The organism is Pseudomonas sp. WS 5079, from assembly GCF_012985465.1.
GTDB lineage: Bacteria > Pseudomonadota > Gammaproteobacteria > Pseudomonadales > Pseudomonadaceae > Aquipseudomonas.
This window is the reverse complement of sequence record NZ_JAAQWN010000001.1, coordinates 233,616-250,631: the sequence shown is the minus strand read 5'-3', so window position 1 is coordinate 250,631 and position 17,016 is coordinate 233,616. Positions and strand designations below refer to the sequence as shown.

Here is a 17,016-nt window from a genome sequence, read left to right as displayed (position 1 = left end):
TGTTTTTGTTTTCTTCGGCCATGGCTTCGCCCGCTTCGCAAATCGGCGATTTGCGAAGGGTTGGGTTTTGATGCCGTGGCCTGGGGTGCAGCAGTACCTAAATCACACTGGCACGGAGGCGGTAGCTGCCGTCCGCGCGTTTCTCCAAGGGGCTGGCCGCCGCAAGTAGCCGGCGGGTGTAAGGGTGTTGCGGGGTGTCGAAAATCGTGTCACGCGGGCCCATTTCGACCACCTCGCCCTGGTTCATCACCGCCACGCGGTGGGCGATGCGCTCCACCGCCGAGAGGTCGTGGGAGATGAACAGGCAGGCAAAGCCATATTGGCGTTGCAGACGCTCGAACAGTTCGAGGATCTGTTTCTGGATGGTCATGTCCAACGCCGAAATCGGCTCGTCGGCAATCACCAGCTTGGGCCGGCGCACCAGCGCCCGGCCGATCGCCACGCGCTGGCGTTGACCGCCGGAGAGTTGATGGGCAAAGCGCTCGCGAAACTGTTCGGGCAAGCCCACGTCGACCAGGGTGTCGGTGACCCGCTGGCGTTTTTGCGCGGCCGTCAGGGCCGGCTCATGGCGCAGCGGCTCGGCGAGGATCTGGCCGACCGTCATGCGCGGGTCGAGGGACGAATACGGGTCCTGGAAGATCATCTGGCATTGCAGGCGATGCGCGCGGTTGGCGGCGTTGAGGATATCCACGCCCTGGAACAGAATCGCCCCGGCGCACGGGTTGACCAACCCGACGACCGCACGCCCCAGGGTGGTCTTGCCCGAACCGCTGCCACCGACCAGGGCCAGGGTCTCGCCCGGCGCAATGCTCAGGTTCACCGAGTGCACCACGCGCTTGGGCACGCTGCGCCCCCAGAAACTCCGTGGCCCCGGGTGCTCGATACACACATCCCGGACCTGCAGCAACGGGCTGTCGGCCGCCGGCAATGGCCCCAGCGTCCCACGCCGGGGCAGCGCTTCGAGCAACTGCCGGGTGTATTCAGCCTTGGGGGCAAAGAGGATGTCTTCGATACGGCCCTGCTCCACCGCCTTGCCCGAGCGCATCACCACCACTTTATGGGCATACCGCGCCACCAGGGACAGGTCGTGGCTGATGAACAGGATCGCGGTGCCCTGCTCGCGGGTCAGCTCCAGCATCAACTCGATCACGTCCAGTTGCGCCAGGCAGTCCAGGGCCGTGGTCGGTTCGTCGGCGATCAGCAGCGCCGGGCGCAGCAACATCACCGAAGCCAGCATGATGCGTTGGCGCATGCCGCCGGAGAATTGGTGCGGGTAGGATGCCAGGCATTTTTCGCCGTCCTTGATGCCGATGCGTTGCAGCATGGCGATGCAGCGCCCGTGGATCGTCGCCGCATCCAGCGCGGTATGCAGCTTGAGCGCCTCGCTCATCTGCCGGCCAATGGTCAGCGCGGGGTTGAGCGAGACCATCGGCTCCTGGAACACCATGCCGATCCGCGCACCACGCACCGCACGCATGGCCTTGGCATCACTGCTGTCCAGCGCTTGCCCCTGGAACAGGATGCGCCCGCCGCACACTTGCATGGGGGCCGGCAGCAAGCCAATGGCGGCGCGGGCGGCCATGGTCTTGCCACTACCCGACTCGCCCACCAGGGCGACGATTTCGCCAGGGGCCATGGTGAAGCTGAAGTCGTCGACGGCCAGCGGACCGTCCACGCCAACGCGAATCTGCAGATTTTCAACGGCCAGTAAAGGCACTGGAGCGCTCATGCTCATTTCCTCATGCGCGGGTCGAGACGATCACGCAAGGCATCGCCGAACAGATTGATAGCCAGCAACGTCAGGCTGATAAAGATGCCCGGGAAGATCCCCAGCCACGGCGCCGTCGAGATATAGGTGCGGCTTGCCGAGAGCATGCTGCCCCAGGTCGCGGCCGGCGGTGGCACCCCGAGGCCGAGGAAGCTCAACGCGCTCTCCGAGAGCAACGCCCAGCCAAACATGCTGGTGGCCAGTACACACAGGGGCGCCAGGCAGTTGGGGGTGATGTGGCGGAACATGGTGTACAGCTCGGAGTTGCCGATCACCCGCGAAGCCTCGATGAACTCCAGCTCACGCAGTGACAACACGCTGCCGCGCACCACCCGCACCACCGATGGGGTGTAGGCGATGCCCAGGGCGAGCACGATGCCGTACTGGCTGGCGCCGACAATCGCCATGATGCCCAGGGCCATGAGGATGCCGGGGAACGCCAGCAGCGCGTCGTTGAGCATCATCAGCACCCGGTCGGTCCAGCCGCGCAGGTAACCGGCGAGCATGCCGATCACCGTGCCGCAGATCACCGCCACGCTGACCGAGAGCAGGCTGATCCACAGGCTGGTACGCGCGCCAATGATCAGGCGGCTGAACACATCGCGGCCAAACTCGTCGGTGCCAAGCCAATGCACGGCACTCGGTGCGTGCAGGCGTGAGAGCAGGTCCAACTTGAGCGGGTCGTAAGGCGTCCACACCACGCCGAGCAATGCCAGTAACACCAGGACCGCGAGCAAGCTGCCGCCGATCAGGGCATTGAGCGGCGGGTAACGCCGGCGCCGCCGAGGCGAGATCACCGCCACGGTGGGCACGGCAGGAGTCTTGAGGTTCATAGCTTCACCCTTGGATCGAACAGCGGATACAGCAGATCCACCAACAGGTTGACCAACACATAGATGCAGGTGACCAGCAGCAGGCACCCCTGCAGCACCGGGTAGTCGCGGGAGAAGATCGCATCGACCATCAACCGGCCGATGCCGGGCAAGGTGAACACGGTTTCCAGCACCGCAATGCCGCCGAGCAGGTTGCCCAGGATCAGGCCAATCAAGGTCCAGGTCGGCGCAAATGCGTTGCGCAAGGCGTGTCGCCACAGCACCGCGCTTTCCGACAAGCCCTTGGCCCGGGCATGGGCGATGTACTCCAGGCGTAGCACCTCGATGGTGCTGGCCCGGGCCATCCGGGCAATGGCGCCGAACTCCACCAGCGTCAGGGTGATGATCGGCAGCAGCACATAGGTCAGCGCCTTCATAGGGTCGGTGGCGAAGCCGACGTAACCGATCACCGGCAACCAGCCCAACTGAATGCCGAAGACATACAGCAGCAGCAAGCCCAACCAGAAGCTCGGCACCGACAGCAACAACGTTGCCGTCGCCACCAGCCCCAGGTCCATCGCACTGTTTTGCTTCCAGGCTGCGAGCAAGCCCACCGGCACCGCGAGCAGGGTCGCCAGCAACACCGCCACCAGCACCACGGTCGCACTGACGCTGAAACGCTCGACCAGCAACTCCAGCACCGGCTGACGGCTGCTGATGGACACCCCAAGGTCGCCACTGAGCACCGACTTGATCCAGATCAGGTACTGGGTCACCACCGAGTGGTCCAGGCCCAGGCTGCTGCGCATGTCGGCCAGGCTTTGCGGGTCGGCCATGTCGCCCAGCATCAACAGCGCCGGGTCGCCGGGGATCAGGCGGATCAAGGCAAATACAATCACCGAGATCAGCAACAGGGTCGGCACCGCCATGCCGAGCCTGTGCAATATGAATCGAAACATAGCGCTACGCCTTACTTGGAAGTGTCGGCCAGCTTCACGCCCCACAGGCGCGGCTTGGCAACGGGCCAGGAACGATAACCCTCAACGCGCTTACCCATGGCGCCGATGGCAGTGCCGTTGTAGATGACCACCATGGGCACATCCTTGAGCATCAGCGTGTGCAGCTGGTCGAACAGTGGCCGGCGCTTGGCAGGGTCAACTTCCCGCTGGGCCTCGCGCAAAATCGCCAGGGCCTGGGGGTTGTCCCAGACTTTACGCGGCTCCTTGTCCTTGTCGCCGATCACCGATTCGTAGCTTTGCGCCGCATCGAAACGCCCCGAATAGGAGAACGACATCATTTGGTAGCTACCGCTCTGGTAACGCTCCAGCTGCGTGCCCCACTCCAGGGTTTCCATCTCGATGTTCAGCCCTGCTGCCTGGGTCATGGCCTGGCTGAGCAAGCCCATGTCGAACATCTGCGGGTAGCGCTTGTTGACCAGCATGCTGATTTTTTCCCCGCGGTAGCCGGCCTCTTTCAACAAGCGCCGGGCCTCGTCGAGGTTGTAGGTGTAACCCTGCTGCGCGATGCCGTCGTAGTAAGGGCTCGCGGTGGGAATCACTGAGTTGTTGACCACCGACAAGCCATCGGACAACGCCGCCACCATCTGCGCGTAATCCAGGGACAAGGCCACCGCGCGCCGGATGCGCACATCCTTGAGCAGCGGGTCGCGGGTCTGGAACAACAGGCCGCTGATGGTCATGATCGGGCTGACCTGGATCTGCAGGTTCTTGACCTGCTTGAGTTGCGCGGCATCCATCGCGGTCACGTCCGGCAGCAGGTCCACGCCACCTGACAGCAGCGCGGCCTTGGCCGAGGCTGCATCGGGGATCACCTGGAAGCGCACGGTGTCGACAAACGCCTGCTTATTGCCGGTGTAACCGTCCGCCTCGCCTTCGGCACGCGGGGTGTATTGCTTGAAGCGATCCAGCTCGACGTACTGGCCCTTCTGCCATTTGCCCAGGGTGAACGGGCCGGTGCCAATCGGTGCGCGCCAACTGCCATCGGCGGCCAGGGAGTCTGGGTGCAAGATGCCGCTGCCGGCACAATCCGGACGGGCCATGGCGGCCAGGAACAAGCCATTGGCCTGGTCCAGGGTGAACACCACGGTTTTCGGGTCTGGGCTTGAGACATCGACGATCTTGGCCGCGCCGCGCCCATCGAACTCCGCCAGGCAACGCCACTGGGTCTTGGGATCGAGGTAGCGCTGCCAGGTCCATTGCACCTGCTTGGCCGTCAATGGCTGGCCGTTCTGGAAGAGAACGCCGTCGCGCAGGGTAAAGGTGTAGCGCAGGCCATCGGCCGAGACGGCAACCGCACTGGCCAGCATCGGTGCGATGCTGGTGTCTTCGCGGTATGCCACCAAGCCTTCGACGATATGCATCATCACCGCGTCGGTATTGTCGTCACGGTTGACCCCTGGGTCGCTGCTGCGGATATCACCGTTGATGCCGACACTGATGACCTGGTCTTGGGCAACGGCCATGGAAAAGGCGCACGCCGACATCGCAACGGCCACTGCCGTCTTTACGTAACTATTCACGGGAGAAAGACTCCTTGAAGAAATTTTCCGGTCAGTGGCGAGGGCCAAGGCAGGACCGGCATCAGAATGAGTGAATCCTTGGTTATTGTTATACGGTCTGTTCTGAGTGCATCTACCTACGGTGTATCAGCCCAGGCTGCGCTTGTGGCGCAACACCTTGGCAAAAAAGTCCTGGGCGGCCGGCATGGCCTTGACGCCCTGGTGCGCGACGTTGGGCAGCAAGTCAAAGTGCACCTGCACGCCGGCGGCTTCGAAGCTCGCCTTCAAGGTGGCCAGGCGCTCAGGTCGCGTGCGCCCGGCAGCGTTGGCACCGGCCATGTAATGTTTGCCACCTTCACGGTGGGTGATTTCCCAGGTTTCGAGGTCTGAATCACCCACCACCATGTGCACCGGCAAGCGCTGCAAGGCTGGCAGGTTCAGCGGCTTGCCGAAGCGCGTGGCAAAGTCCCGCACGCCGACCCACCAGTCCTGATCGGCATCGAGCAGGGTCACCGAGCCCGGTGCGCCGATGGACGCCGCCCAGAGTTTCTCGGGGTGCAGGTAGCAGAAGCGATGGGTGAATTGCCCCCCACCGGAATAGCCGAACAGCGCGAAGGTTTCAAAGCGGCGGCCGTAACGCTTGCCGACACTGGCAATCATGTCGAGCAACACCTGGTCGTAGCGGATATCGCCTTCGACCATCTGCTTGTAGCCATCGCCATTGCCGTCCCCCAGCACGCCGACCGGGAACAGCGGCGACAGGATCACGCAATCGTTCCAGCGGCCAAATTCGGCGAAGCCATTGCGGTAAATCTCCATCGCACGGGTTGAACCGTGCAGCGACACCACCAGGTCGACTGGCCGGGTGCTGTCCTCGATGGCTTCAGGCACATAGAGGGTATAGGCAAACCGGCTGTCCCCATGATGGGAGTACACGGTGGTCGCGCCGAGGTGATACACGTTCTTTGCAGCACGCAATGCTGCGTGTTCAGGGCTGATATCTGGATTGCTCATTGGGTAAGTTCGCCGAGTCAGTTCGGGCTTGAGTATTGGCCGGGCCCTATAAAAAGAAAAACTAATTTAACTTTAACCTGAGCAAACAAAACCTTTACGATTCAGGCACACCCATGACCACGGGCCTGCCCATGAGCAACATTCGCTTCTTCAAGACGTTTATCGCCGTCGCCGAATACGGCAGTTTCGCCGCCGCCGCCGACCGGGTGGCCCTGACCAATGCCGCTGTCGGCCAGCAAATGCGCGCCCTCGAAGAAGAGATGCGCCGGCCACTGTTCGACCGCAGCCAGCGACAGATCAAGCTCAGCCGCGATGGCGTATTGTTGCTGCCCAAGGCCAAGCGCCTGTTGGCGGACTACGAGCAAATGATCGCCGAGGCGCCCGATGGCATGGCCATGGAGGGCGAAGTGTCCATCGGCGGTATTACCTCCGGCATGGGTCTGCTCGCCAATTGCCTGGTGCAACTGAAAAAGCTGCACCCGCGCATCTCGGTCAACCTGATGACTGCCCGCTCCGAAGAGGTGGTCAACCTGGTACACGCCGCCAAGCTCGACGCGGCGTTGTTGATCGAGACGGCGCGGCAAAACTTCGACGGCTTGAGCTGGACCCTGCTCTACAACGAGCCCATCGTCATGCTCGCCAACACCGCGCAGACCGCGGGTATCAACGACGCCGTGGAATTGCTCAGGACCCAGCCGTTCATTCGCTATGACCGGTCCACCGCCGTAGGCCGCAAGGTGCAATCGATCATCAAGAGTGAATCGGTCGAGCCGCTGGAAATCCTCGAATTGAACTCGATCATCGGTATCGCCGACCTGGTCCGCCAGCAAGTCGGTGTGGCAATCGTGCCGCTGTTGAAGAACTTTGACTGGCACAAAGACCCCAGCCTGCGCGTACTGCCGCTGCCTGGAGACTTGGCGGTACGCCGGGTGGGGATTCTGGAGCAAGGCACCAAAAGTGCGATTACCGGGGAGATTCGCAAGTTGCTGATGCAGGCAGTGGCGAAGTGAGCCTTACCTGGCAGATTGCCGAGCGTGGCCGCCCCTAAGGCTCACGCTCGGCCAGTTCTTCCAGCAGATCCGCGGACGGCACAAAAAACAAGCCACCGGTGACCGCCGTACTGAAATCCAGCAGCCGGTCATAGTTGCCGGCAGGCCGGCCGACAAACATGTTCTCCAGCATCAGCTCCAGCGGCTGCGGCGTGCGCGCATAGCCGATGAAATAGGTGCCGAACTCCCCCGCTCCCGGCCGGCCGAAGGGCATGTTGTCGCGCAGGATCTTCACTTCCTCGCCATCCTCGGTGATGGTGGTCAAGGCACTGTGGGAGTTGCTCGGCTTGGCCTCATCCGCCAGTTCGATATCCGCCAGTTTGGTACGCCCGATCACCCGCTCCTGGGCCTCGGTGGACAACGCGTTCCAGGCACCCATGTTGTGCAGGTACTTTTGCACCAGCACATAGCTGCCGCCACTGAACGCCGGGTCTTCGTCAGCGACGATGGTGAAACCGACAGCCTTGCGCCCGGTCGGGTTCTCGGTGCCATCGACAAACCCGATGATGCTGCGCATGTCGAAATTGCGAAATCCCTGGACCTCATCCACCACGACCACCGCATCCCCCAGGGCCGCCATGATTTGCGTGGCCAGTTCAAAACACAGGTCCATGCGCTCGGCGCGAATGTGCAGCAACACATCCCCAGGCGTGGCAACCGCCATGCGCCCCGCTACGCCAACTGCCTGAAACGGATGCAGGGACGCCGGGCGTGGGTTGCCGAACAGCGCGTCCCAGGCCGTCGAGCCGAAGCCGCAGACACAGGTCAGGCTACCGTCGGGCACGCGCTTGCCCACGGAGCGCGTAAGGGCGGCGATATCGCCGCACCACTGGCGTACCGTCCTGGCCGCATCGCTACCGGGAGCAAGTGTGGCGACCATGAAAATGGCCGCGCGGGTGATCGGAGTGCACACAGCCTGAGGTTCAATATTCGGGTTCATCGTGACGGATTCCACACGCAGCTCCACGGTTAAAGGAGAGAGTAAAAAATCCTACACCCATTACTAAACGATATAAACGACTGTGAGATTTGACAGTTACGTGCGCGTTCGCCGTCGCGTAGTTTTTGAACAGGGTAAAAATCAAGGAGAGGATGATGGCGCACAACCCCATGGGCACCGACCCAACCGACGACGAAAACGATCCGATCTTCAATGCCACCACGCAAAAGCGCAATGTCGTGGACCCACGCACGGGGTTGTTTGAGGTTTACGTGCCCTTGCCGTCGCTGACGGGCAATGCCGGCAACGGGCCGGTGATCGAAATGAGCCTGCACAATACGCCCGTGGTCAATAACGAGGCAGCGCTGGGGGATGGCTGGTTCTATGCCATGACCACCTACAGTGAAAAGCACAAGAAGCTCACGATGCATTCCGGTGAAGTGTTGACGGTGGAAAAGGATAAAGATTTGAAGCAATCCGCCGTGATTGCGCAATGGAACAACGGCAAGTTGACCGTGCACCGCAAAGGTGGCCGCAAGGAAGTGCTGGTACTGCTGCCAGATACCGGCATCTACGTCCCCGAGTCCCTGACCACCGATGGTTACAACAGCGTGACCCTGAGCTGGATGACCACCGCCCATGTGATCGGCGGCGCAACCTACTACCAGATCCAGTTGACCGAAATCCGCGACGCCACCCGCAGCCTGCTCAAGGTGCAATACACCCCAGGGGACCCGGCCGCCACGCCGGTCATCAGTTCGGCCACGTTGACGTTCTGGCCCGACGACGCCGCCGAAACCCTGAGCTACAGCCTGGCCATCGAGAATTACGCCCTTAAATCCGTCAGCCTCGCAGCAGATATCAAAAGCAGTTTCGAGTACCTCGATCACCCGACCTGTGGCTGGCTGCTGACCAACATCACCAGCTTTGACGGGCTGCAGGAGCAGGTGGAGTATCAGGACAACGGACTGACCTTCCCGGACAACCCCAAGCTATCTGCCCTGCCCTGTGTTAGCACCCATACCCTGACGCCCAATGGCGGCGGGACACCGGTGGTGACCACCTATGTGTACCAGCGCCAGGACCCGGATCACTACCGCACGATCATGAGCGAGGGCGTGCCGGCCATTCGCACCACGACCTATAACTACAATGAACAGCACAACGTCACCTCCGAAGTGCTCGTACAAGGGGCGGCACAAACACAAAAAAAATACACGATGACTGTGCAAGAAGAACTACTAAGTCGCACGACATCGACGATATACAGCAAGGCCGGCAAGAGTCGGGAAGAGAAAAACGAAAACCGCTTCAATACCCACTCTGCACTTGTCAGAAATCGACAAGAAAGAGTAACTACAGTAGTGGACTACATACCTGCCCCAGAAAAAGGTGAAATTAAATCTACTGAGAGCGAGACTACCTTAACAAACTTGCTGAATCAGATCGCATTAACTTCCGAGCAGCAGACCGACAAAGAGCCTGATGAATCATGGACGCCTATCCTGACACTCCCCACCCAGCTGTTTCCTTCCACTTACGTTGATACTGAAATCGTCGACGATCCAGGGCTGCTGGCAATAATTCCAGAACTGCTGCCAGGGACATTCCCCCAACTATTAAATATTTTCACCTTTAAATACCACGCCTATAAACAAATACCCAATCTAAGCGAATCTAAAATCATCAGTACCTTACAAGGTAGTCTCGCCAGCGAACTGAACTACAATGCAGCACTCATCGGCCAGCTTATCGAATACTTCGAAGGTGACGACTTTCGCAAGGGTCGCGTGAAGACCCTTACCCAGAGCACCCTGGGGACCAAGGACCGGCGCCCCGTGCAGACCGATCCAATACGCACCTTTGACTACACACTGGGAGGGGTTGGTAACACCGAACTGACCACCACGACCACCGACACCGACACAACCGGCAAGACCCGTACGTCTTCACAAACCCAAAGCACCCTCAGTGGCCGCCTCCTGCGCCAAGTCGACGCTGATGGCAATCGCACCGAGTTTACCTATAGCCAATACGGGCAGTTACTCAGCCTGACCGTCTGCGCGCACAGCACCACGTATCGCCAAGTCACCGCCTATGCCTACCCCGCGCCCGGGCAAGTGAAAGTCACCGAGCCCAACGGAAAAACCCACTTGACCCAATACGACGGCCAGGATCGGCTGGTGAGTGAATACTTGCTGGAAGGTAACCTGCGTAAGCAAACCAAGGCCGTTACCTATGACAGCCTGGGACGTGAGCTACGGACATCAAGTTTTGATTATGACCGGCACGGGACCCAGCTCATCCAATGGCAAGAGATGCGATACGACGACTGGAATGAAGTCAGCAGCCAGCACTACAGCGATGGCCGGGAAGACTTCAATCAATATGACCCCGTCGCCATGACCCGTACGCAATGGACCGGCAAGGCCGCCGACAAGCACACCACCGTGACGACGTACAACTCGGATGAAACCATCAAGAAAATTCAATGGAAAGGCCAGAACGGCGCCGTCTTTCAAACCCAGACAGCCAGTTACAATCGGGCCAAGCAAATTAAACAGTTGGTTACCGACAGCGAGTTCGGAATTATCACCATCAACTACATCTACGATGCCAATGGTCGCCTGCTGAGTGAACGGCGCAGCGAAAAAGGCCGTGGGTTGCTCGACGTGCCCTTCATCTATACCTACCACTACACCTACCCGCAGCACTGGCTATTCAGGGACGCCACACAAATCGAGCTTGAGTCCGGTGGCAAACGGCAGGTCCTGGGCAAGCGCAGCTTCGACACTTGGGGCCGGGTAACCTCGCTGACACGCGGCTCTTGCACCGAGACTTACACCTATAGCGGCACAAGCACAGTACCCGCGACCACTGCTACCGCCGACGGCCGCGTGCTCAAGCATGACTACATCAAGGAGCTGGGCAATCGCCTGGCCAAGACCAGTACCGCAGATGCCAGCGCGCAAAACACCTTTACCTACGCCTATGGCACACAAGGTATTGCCACGGCGACCGAGGGCCAACAGTTCCTCCAGTACAACCATGACCTCTATCTCAGTATCACCCGGCAACAGGTGCAAACCGAGCCAGGTCAAAGCAAGGAAGTGCTCTATACCCACTCAATGAATGGGCGCTTGCTGGACAGTACCGACGTACTCAGTAACCAGACACTGTTTCTCTACAAGACTAACGGGCAGCGCTATGCCAGCAATAACTTTCACTACACCACTGACCACATTTACGATGATCAAGGGCTGTTTCAGGAGGAAGTCGTTGCCGGCCCCTACAACCTTGAGCCCACTTCCCCCATCACATTCCATGTGAAGTACACCCACGATCCGCAACAACGTGAGACCAGCCGCCAATTCATACTCCCCGGTAAAGTTGACCTCCTGCTGGAGCAAACTTATTACGCCGATGACAAATTGAAATCGGCCCAATTGAAACAGGGCGCCACCCTCCTCGGCTCCCGCAGCCTGACCTATACGCCGGGCGGCCGGGTCAAGTCCTGTACCACCACTGGCGTCTGGCGGCCAAGGACGCCGAAGAACAAGGAGATCGACAAACAGGAATTTACCTACGATGCACTGGGTAACGTGCTTACCTGCATCAGCACCATCGGCACCGCGAAAAACACCGCAACCTATACCTACGACGCTGCCAATGGCTACCGCCTTACAACAGTCAAGAACAGCCACGCGGACTACATCGCGTCTGCCAGCTTGAGTTATGACGCAGCGGGACGGGTAACCCAGGACCAGACGGGCAAAAAATACAGCTATGACTGGCTCGGGCGGCTCATCCAGGCTGGCAGTGCGCGTTATAGCTATGACCCGTCCAAACGCCTGATGACCCGTAATGGCGGTGACGAGCCAAGTCAAGTGATCTACGACGGCCTCAAGGCTTGCGGGGATTACGCCACCGCCAGTAACGACAACAGCCGCAACCTCAACCCCGGCAGCGCCGCCTGTACGGTCCAACAAATCAAGCGCTCCGGGGTCGACAGAACACTGTTTGAACTGCGGGATCTCAACGGCAGCGTGTTGGTCAGCTACGATGTCCAGGCCCAGACCCTCAAGCATCATGCCTATACCGCCTACGGCGAGCATTTTTCGGATGAGCCCGACTCGGTACTGGGCTTCAACGGCCAATACCGTGACAGCACCACCGGCCAATACCCGCTGGGCACAGGCGAACGCTGGTATGACGCATCCAGCATGCAGTTTCTTACCCAGGATGACCTCAGCCCGTTCGGTAAGGGTGGACCCAATCTGTATGGCTATTGTGCCGAAGGGGACCCGGTCAATTATCAGGACCCCACCGGGCATTTTTCCGTGGATAAGCAATTACGGGCGATTTGGGGGGACGACCTGCCTGGCCCGGAGGGTTTGGGCGAAGGAGGATCTTTGATTCATACGTACCTGTGGGGCGCGGTCGGTGTATTGACCGCCGTGATGACAGGAGGGACGGCACTGTTACTGACGGCGGCGATTGTTGGGCTCGCCGCCACTTCGCTCGCGACCGGTATTGCCTCAGTGGTTATCCAGGACACCAATTCCGCGGCTTCCGGCATCCTGGCCTGGATATCCCTGAGCACCGGAGCAGCAGCAGGGCTGACCACGCTGGCAGCCAAAGTTGTGAGGGTTGGCGCGTATCTGGGGCGGTCTCTCCCAGCAGTCGCCAGGAACCTCATGAGCAAGACATCCAACGCCGTGACCGGCACCCTCAGGCAGTCGCGGCTAATCCGAGGAATGGAGCGCGTCTGGGCAAAATCATTCCCCCGCCCAACCGTGAATTGGCAGGTCCGCTACAACGATGCGTCACTACTGCACCCCCGGGGGACTTCGAGTCTGTTCGATACCGGTGATGTAAATACGCTTTCGTTCGTGACCTCGGGGGTCCTGGGAGGTCTGGGGGTCCTCGAGTCTGAGCCCGCTCAGTTTGCCGATACATTCATCGGTGATATTACTTGGTTGCCCTTCGGCAGTTTCAGGGGGTTGTGGTTGACCAGTAAAGGTAGATGATTCGGTACACCCTGCGCCTTGCAAAAAACTGACCGAGCAAGGCCTGGGGCTCTGCTCGGTCAGGGTTTAAAGCTGCGTCCAGGTGTAACTGAGATCCAGCCGGTTCTCATTGAGGTCGCTGCGGTAGTTTGAGCGCGCCGTCACATTGCGTATTCGAATGCCCAAGCCAGTGGCACGGCAGACCCTGCAGGTAAAAGGCAAATCAACCAAGGTCGCCCCCTCCTACCGGCAAGGTCACGCCGGTGATGTAGGAGGCTTCGTCAGAGGCCAGGAACAGGATCGCGCCCACTTGTTCGTCGATGCTGCCGTAACGCTTCATCGGGCTGCTATCCAGGGTCTGGTCGACGATTTGTTGGTACCACGCGCGCTCCTGCGCGCTCTGCGGCTGGTTATTGCGCGGGATGCGCCGGGGCGGTGCTTCGGTGCCGCCGGGTGCGGTGGCGTTGACGCGGATGCCGCTGCCGGCGGTTTCCAGGGCCAGGCAGGCGGTCAAGGCATTCACTCCACCCTTGGCCGCGCCATACGGCACGCGATTGACCCCCCGTGTGGCGACCGACGACACATTGACGATGGCGCCACTGCCCTGCTCCAGCATGTAGGGCAGCACGCAATGGCAGCACCACAGCGTGGGGAACAGCGAACGGCGCACTTCGGCCTCGATTTGCGCCTCGGCGTAATACTCGAAGGGCTTGGCCCAGATGGTCCCGCCGACGTTGTTGATGAGGATATCGATGCGCCCGAAACGCACCTTGGCGGCGGCCATCACCTGGGCACACTCGGCATGCTGCTCCAGGTCGGCGATGAGGGTCAGCACCCGGGCATGCTGCAACTCGTGCACCAGTTCCGAGCGATCGATTGCGACCACCCAGGCGCCCTCCGCCAGCAAACGCTCGGCGACGCGCCGGCCGATGCCCTGGGCGGCGCCGGTGACCAGCGCAACCTTGCTATCAAAACGTAGATTCATGCTGGTTTCCTCAGGCGGCATCGCAGTTGGCCATGGCATTGGCGGTGAATTTTTCGTAATGGAAGCTGGCCGGGCTCACGCCCTGGTGCTTGAAGTGCTCGCGCACCGCATCGACCATCGGCGGCGGCCCGCACAGGTAAACGTCGACATCACCATCGTTGAGAACGTCGCCGGCCATATGCTGGGTGACATACCCCTGGCGCGGGTGCGCGGTCTGCGGATCGGCCACGCAGGTGACAAGCGTGAGGTTGGGCAACCGCACAGCGAAGGCCTCCAGGGCCTCGACCAACACCAGGTCCTGATCCCGCGTCACCCCATAGATCAGCGTGATCGGCCGGCTTTCCCCCCGCAGGGCCAGCACTTCAAGCATCGACAGGAACGGCGCCAGGCCGGTGCCACCGGCCAATAACAGCAGCGGCCTTTGCACCTCACGCAGGTAAAAACTGCCCAACGGCCCGGTCATCGGCACGCTGTCGCCCGGCTGGGCGCGCTCCAACCAACTGCTCATCAACCCGCCCGGTACATGCTTGATCAGAAAACTGGCGTGCGTGTCGCCAGGGCGGCTGCTGAATGAATAGGAGCGCGTCTGCCCGCTGTCGGGCACGCCGATGTTCACGTACTGGCCGGGTAGAAACACCGGAGCCTGATCCAGTTCGAAACTCACCTGCAGTGCGGCATCGGCGTGGCGGGTGATGCTGGCCAGCGTCGCGACGAACTGCGTGGTGCCGGTCTTGCACGCGCTGGACGGTACCGGCACGGCAATCACGCAATCGGACTGCGGCACCATCTGGCAGGTCAGTACCTGGCGCTCCTGGGCTTCATTCGCGCTCAGGGCGTCTTCGATATAGTCGTCGCCCAAGTCATAGGCGCCGGTTTCACAACGGCACTTGCACGTGCCACAGACACCGTCCGAGCAGTCCATGGGCAGGTTGATGCGTTGGCGGAAAGCAGCATCGAGCACCTTCTCCCCTACCTCGCAGTCGATAAAACGGGTAACCCCATCTTCGAAGTTCAGGGCAATGGCATACGTCATGGCGGTGTCCTCAGATGTGGTAGATGTCGATGACCTGGTGGATGTAATCGTTTTTCAGCACCACCTTCTTGTGCGTGATCAGCGCCTGCTCGCCGCGGATGTCCAGGCTATAGAAGGAGGTGCCGAAATAACTGTCGGTGGTCTTGTAGCGGTGGCTGAGGGTGTGCCAGTTGAAACGCAGTTGCACCTGGGCGCCATCGTCGGCCAGCACTTCGAGGTTGCAGAGCAAGTGCACGGTGCGCGGCTCGGGCGTGCTGGCGCTGGAGCGTTCGGTCTTGATCCGGAAGATGCGGTCTTCCAAGCCATCGCGGCTGGGGTAGTAGATCAGCGAGATTTCGCGTTGCGGGTCTTCGGTGAGGGTGTCGTAGTCGTCCCAGGCGGGCATCCAGAATTGCACCTTGGGCGAATAACACGCCAGCCACTCATCCCACTGGCGGTCATCCAGCAGGCGCGCCTCGCGGTACAGAAAGTCCAGCAGGCAGTCACGGGACAGGCTCATGGCTGCACCTCCCGGTCGCTGGCGATCAGGCCTTGCTGTTCACGTTCTATTGCACGCTGCAGGCTTGCGGCCCAATGCGCATGCTGGCGCACGAACAAGCCTTCGTCTTCGGTTTTGCCCCCGCTCAATTGCGGGTGCATGCCCATGGCCCTGGCGTTGTCGTCGGCCCCTTCCACCCACTGCTTGGCGCCACGGCTCAGGTCATTCCACAGGGTGGTCGCGCCCTGGTAGCCGGTCTGGCAGGCGCGGAACTCTTCCAGGTCATCCGGCGTGCCCATGCCGCTGACGTTAAAGAAGTCTTCGTACTGGCGGATCCGCGTTGCCCGCTCCTCGGCACTTTCGCCAATCGGCGCCATGCAATAGATCGTCACTTCGGTCTTGTCCACCGCGAGGGGCCGCACCACACGGATCTGCGTGGAGAACTGATCCATCAGGTACACATTGGGGTAGAGGCACAGGTTGCGGGTCTGGTCGACGATAAAGTCCGCACGCGCCTGGCCCAGGCGCTCGGCCAGTGCTGCGCGGTGGGCATGCACCGGGCGCACCTCGGGGTTGAGCAGGCGCGTCCACAGCAGGATATGCCCGTGATCGAAGGCGTAGACGCCGCCCAGGCTTTTCGACCAGCCATTGGCATCGACCGTGCGCGTGCCTTCGGCCTCGTAGTTGCGCCGGCCCATGGTCGCCGAGTAGTTCCAGTGCACGGAGCTGACGTGGTAACCGTCTGCGCCGTTCTCGATCTGCAGCTTCCAGTTGCCGTCGTAGACATACGAGGAACTGCCGCGCAGCACCTCCAGGCCCAGGGGGGCCTGGTCGACCATCTGGTCGATGATGACCCGGGTCTCGCCCAGGTAATCACTCAGTTGCGGCACCGCCTCGCTGAGGCTGCCGAACAGAAAGCCACGGTAGTTTTCAAAGCGCGCCAGGCGCGTGAGGTCGTGGGAGCCGTCGCAGTCGAAGCTGTCCGGGTAGGCGCCGGTCTTGCCGTCCTTGACCTTGAGCAGCTTGCCGGCGTTGCTGAAGGTCCAGCCGTGGAATGGGCAGGTAAATGAGCCCTTGTTGCCCTGTTTGCGCCGGCAGAGCATGGCGCCACGGTGGGCACAGGCGTTGACCAGGCCATGCAAAGTACCCTGTTTGTCGCGGGTGATGACCACCGGCTGGCGGCCGATCCAGGTGGTGTAGTAGTCGTTGATTGCCGGCACCTGGGTTTCATGGGCCAGGTACAGCCAGCCGCCTTCGAAGATGTGCTGCATCTCCAGGGCGAACAGGTCGGGGTCGGTAAAAATGTCGCGGCGGCAGCGAAATACCCCGGTAGCGGGATCTTCCTGAACGGACTCGCGCAATTGTGCAGCGAGGCGGTCGAGTGTAGTGGTCATGGGGCAGGCCCTCCGT

At 60.9% G+C, this 17,016-nt stretch carries 12 protein-coding genes; 2 read left to right on the top strand and 10 right to left on the bottom strand.

The genetic code is table 11. The annotated features are described in order from the left end of the window. Positions 1–97: 97 nt before the first annotated feature. The 5 genes from HBO05_RS01205 to HBO05_RS01185 all read right to left on the bottom strand — a co-directional run bounded on the left by HBO05_RS01205 (position 98) and on the right by HBO05_RS01185 (position 6,112). On the bottom strand, positions 98–1,729 hold the full coding sequence (locus HBO05_RS01205) for an ABC transporter ATP-binding protein (RefSeq protein WP_170057365.1): 1,632 nt from the start codon (positions 1,727–1,729) through the stop codon (positions 98–100). A 2-nt stretch (positions 1,730–1,731) separates the two neighbouring features. Then, the gene (locus tag HBO05_RS01200) at positions 1,732–2,601 is read right to left on the bottom strand and encodes an ABC transporter permease (protein ID WP_169951500.1); all 870 of its coding nucleotides are present in this window, start codon (positions 2,599–2,601) and stop codon (positions 1,732–1,734) included. Beyond that, complete coding sequence (locus HBO05_RS01195) at positions 2,598–3,539, bottom strand: ABC transporter permease (protein ID WP_172311337.1); 942 nt, start codon at positions 3,537–3,539, stop codon at positions 2,598–2,600. Before HBO05_RS01195 ends, HBO05_RS01200 begins: the two co-directional genes overlap by 4 nt. Before the next feature lie 11 nt (positions 3,540–3,550). Further along, complete coding sequence (locus HBO05_RS01190; RefSeq protein WP_172311335.1) at positions 3,551–5,119, bottom strand: ABC transporter substrate-binding protein; 1,569 nt, start codon at positions 5,117–5,119, stop codon at positions 3,551–3,553. A 126-nt stretch (positions 5,120–5,245) separates the two neighbouring features. Then, on the bottom strand, positions 5,246–6,112 hold the full coding sequence (locus HBO05_RS01185; protein WP_170041455.1) for an alpha/beta hydrolase: 867 nt from the start codon (positions 6,110–6,112) through the stop codon (positions 5,246–5,248). A 113-nt stretch (positions 6,113–6,225) separates the two neighbouring features. On the opposite strand from HBO05_RS01185, the gene HBO05_RS01180 reads away from it, so the two are divergent. Then, positions 6,226–7,122 carry a LysR family transcriptional regulator gene (locus HBO05_RS01180; protein ID WP_262381360.1) on the top strand — a complete coding sequence of 299 codons (897 nt, stop codon included), beginning with the start codon at positions 6,226–6,228 and terminating at the stop codon, positions 7,120–7,122. A gap of 34 nt (positions 7,123–7,156) precedes the next feature. Here the strand turns inward: HBO05_RS01180 and HBO05_RS01175 are convergent, their stop codons facing one another. Beyond that, on the bottom strand, positions 7,157–8,101 hold the full coding sequence (locus HBO05_RS01175) for a Dyp-type peroxidase (protein ID WP_169951960.1): 945 nt from the start codon (positions 8,099–8,101) through the stop codon (positions 7,157–7,159). 155 nt (positions 8,102–8,256) lie between these two features. Here HBO05_RS01175 and HBO05_RS01170 point away from each other — a divergent pair, with 155 nt between their 5' ends. Next, complete coding sequence (locus HBO05_RS01170; RefSeq protein WP_172311333.1) at positions 8,257–13,131, top strand: RHS repeat-associated core domain-containing protein; 4,875 nt, start codon at positions 8,257–8,259, stop codon at positions 13,129–13,131. Between the two features lie 202 nt (positions 13,132–13,333). On the opposite strand, the gene HBO05_RS01165 is transcribed toward HBO05_RS01170, so the two are convergent. From HBO05_RS01165 to HBO05_RS01150, 4 genes are read right to left on the bottom strand one after another with little or no spacing between them, the layout of a single operon-like run. After that, positions 13,334–14,095 carry a 1,6-dihydroxycyclohexa-2,4-diene-1-carboxylate dehydrogenase gene (locus tag HBO05_RS01165; RefSeq protein ID WP_172311331.1) on the bottom strand — a complete coding sequence of 254 codons (762 nt, stop codon included), beginning with the start codon at positions 14,093–14,095 and terminating at the stop codon, positions 13,334–13,336. Between the two features lie 10 nt (positions 14,096–14,105). Further along, a complete protein-coding gene (gene benC / locus HBO05_RS01160; RefSeq protein WP_172311329.1) occupies positions 14,106–15,128 on the bottom strand; it encodes a benzoate 1,2-dioxygenase electron transfer component BenC in 1,023 nt (340 codons plus the stop codon). A gap of 10 nt (positions 15,129–15,138) precedes the next feature. After that, positions 15,139–15,627, bottom strand: a complete 489-nt coding sequence (benB, locus tag HBO05_RS01155; protein ID WP_172311327.1) for a benzoate 1,2-dioxygenase small subunit — start codon at positions 15,625–15,627, stop codon at positions 15,139–15,141. Next, on the bottom strand, positions 15,624–17,000 hold the full coding sequence (locus HBO05_RS01150; protein ID WP_172311325.1) for a Rieske 2Fe-2S domain-containing protein: 1,377 nt from the start codon (positions 16,998–17,000) through the stop codon (positions 15,624–15,626). Before HBO05_RS01150 ends, benB begins: the two co-directional genes overlap by 4 nt. Positions 17,001–17,016: the final 16 nt, after the last annotated feature.

Coding starts and splice junctions, on each gene's coding strand:
- HBO05_RS01205 (WP_170057365.1), bottom strand. CDS start 1,729: ATGAGCGCTCCAGTGCCTTTACTGGCCGTTGAAAATCTGCAGATTCGC.
- HBO05_RS01200 (WP_169951500.1), bottom strand. CDS start 2,601: ATGAACCTCAAGACTCCTGCCGTGCCCACCGTGGCGGTGATCTCGCCT.
- HBO05_RS01195 (WP_172311337.1), bottom strand. CDS start 3,539: ATGTTTCGATTCATATTGCACAGGCTCGGCATGGCGGTGCCGACCCTG.
- HBO05_RS01185 (WP_170041455.1), bottom strand. CDS start 6,112: ATGAGCAATCCAGATATCAGCCCTGAACACGCAGCATTGCGTGCTGCA.
- HBO05_RS01180 (WP_262381360.1), top strand. CDS start 6,226: ATGACCACGGGCCTGCCCATGAGCAACATTCGCTTCTTCAAGACGTTT.
- HBO05_RS01175 (WP_169951960.1), bottom strand. CDS start 8,101: ATGAACCCGAATATTGAACCTCAGGCTGTGTGCACTCCGATCACCCGC.
- HBO05_RS01170 (WP_172311333.1), top strand. CDS start 8,257: ATGGCGCACAACCCCATGGGCACCGACCCAACCGACGACGAAAACGAT.
- HBO05_RS01165 (WP_172311331.1), bottom strand. CDS start 14,095: ATGAATCTACGTTTTGATAGCAAGGTTGCGCTGGTCACCGGCGCCGCC.
- benC (WP_172311329.1), bottom strand. CDS start 15,128: ATGACGTATGCCATTGCCCTGAACTTCGAAGATGGGGTTACCCGTTTT.
- benB (WP_172311327.1), bottom strand. CDS start 15,627: ATGAGCCTGTCCCGTGACTGCCTGCTGGACTTTCTGTACCGCGAGGCG.
- HBO05_RS01150 (WP_172311325.1), bottom strand. CDS start 17,000: ATGACCACTACACTCGACCGCCTCGCTGCACAATTGCGCGAGTCCGTT.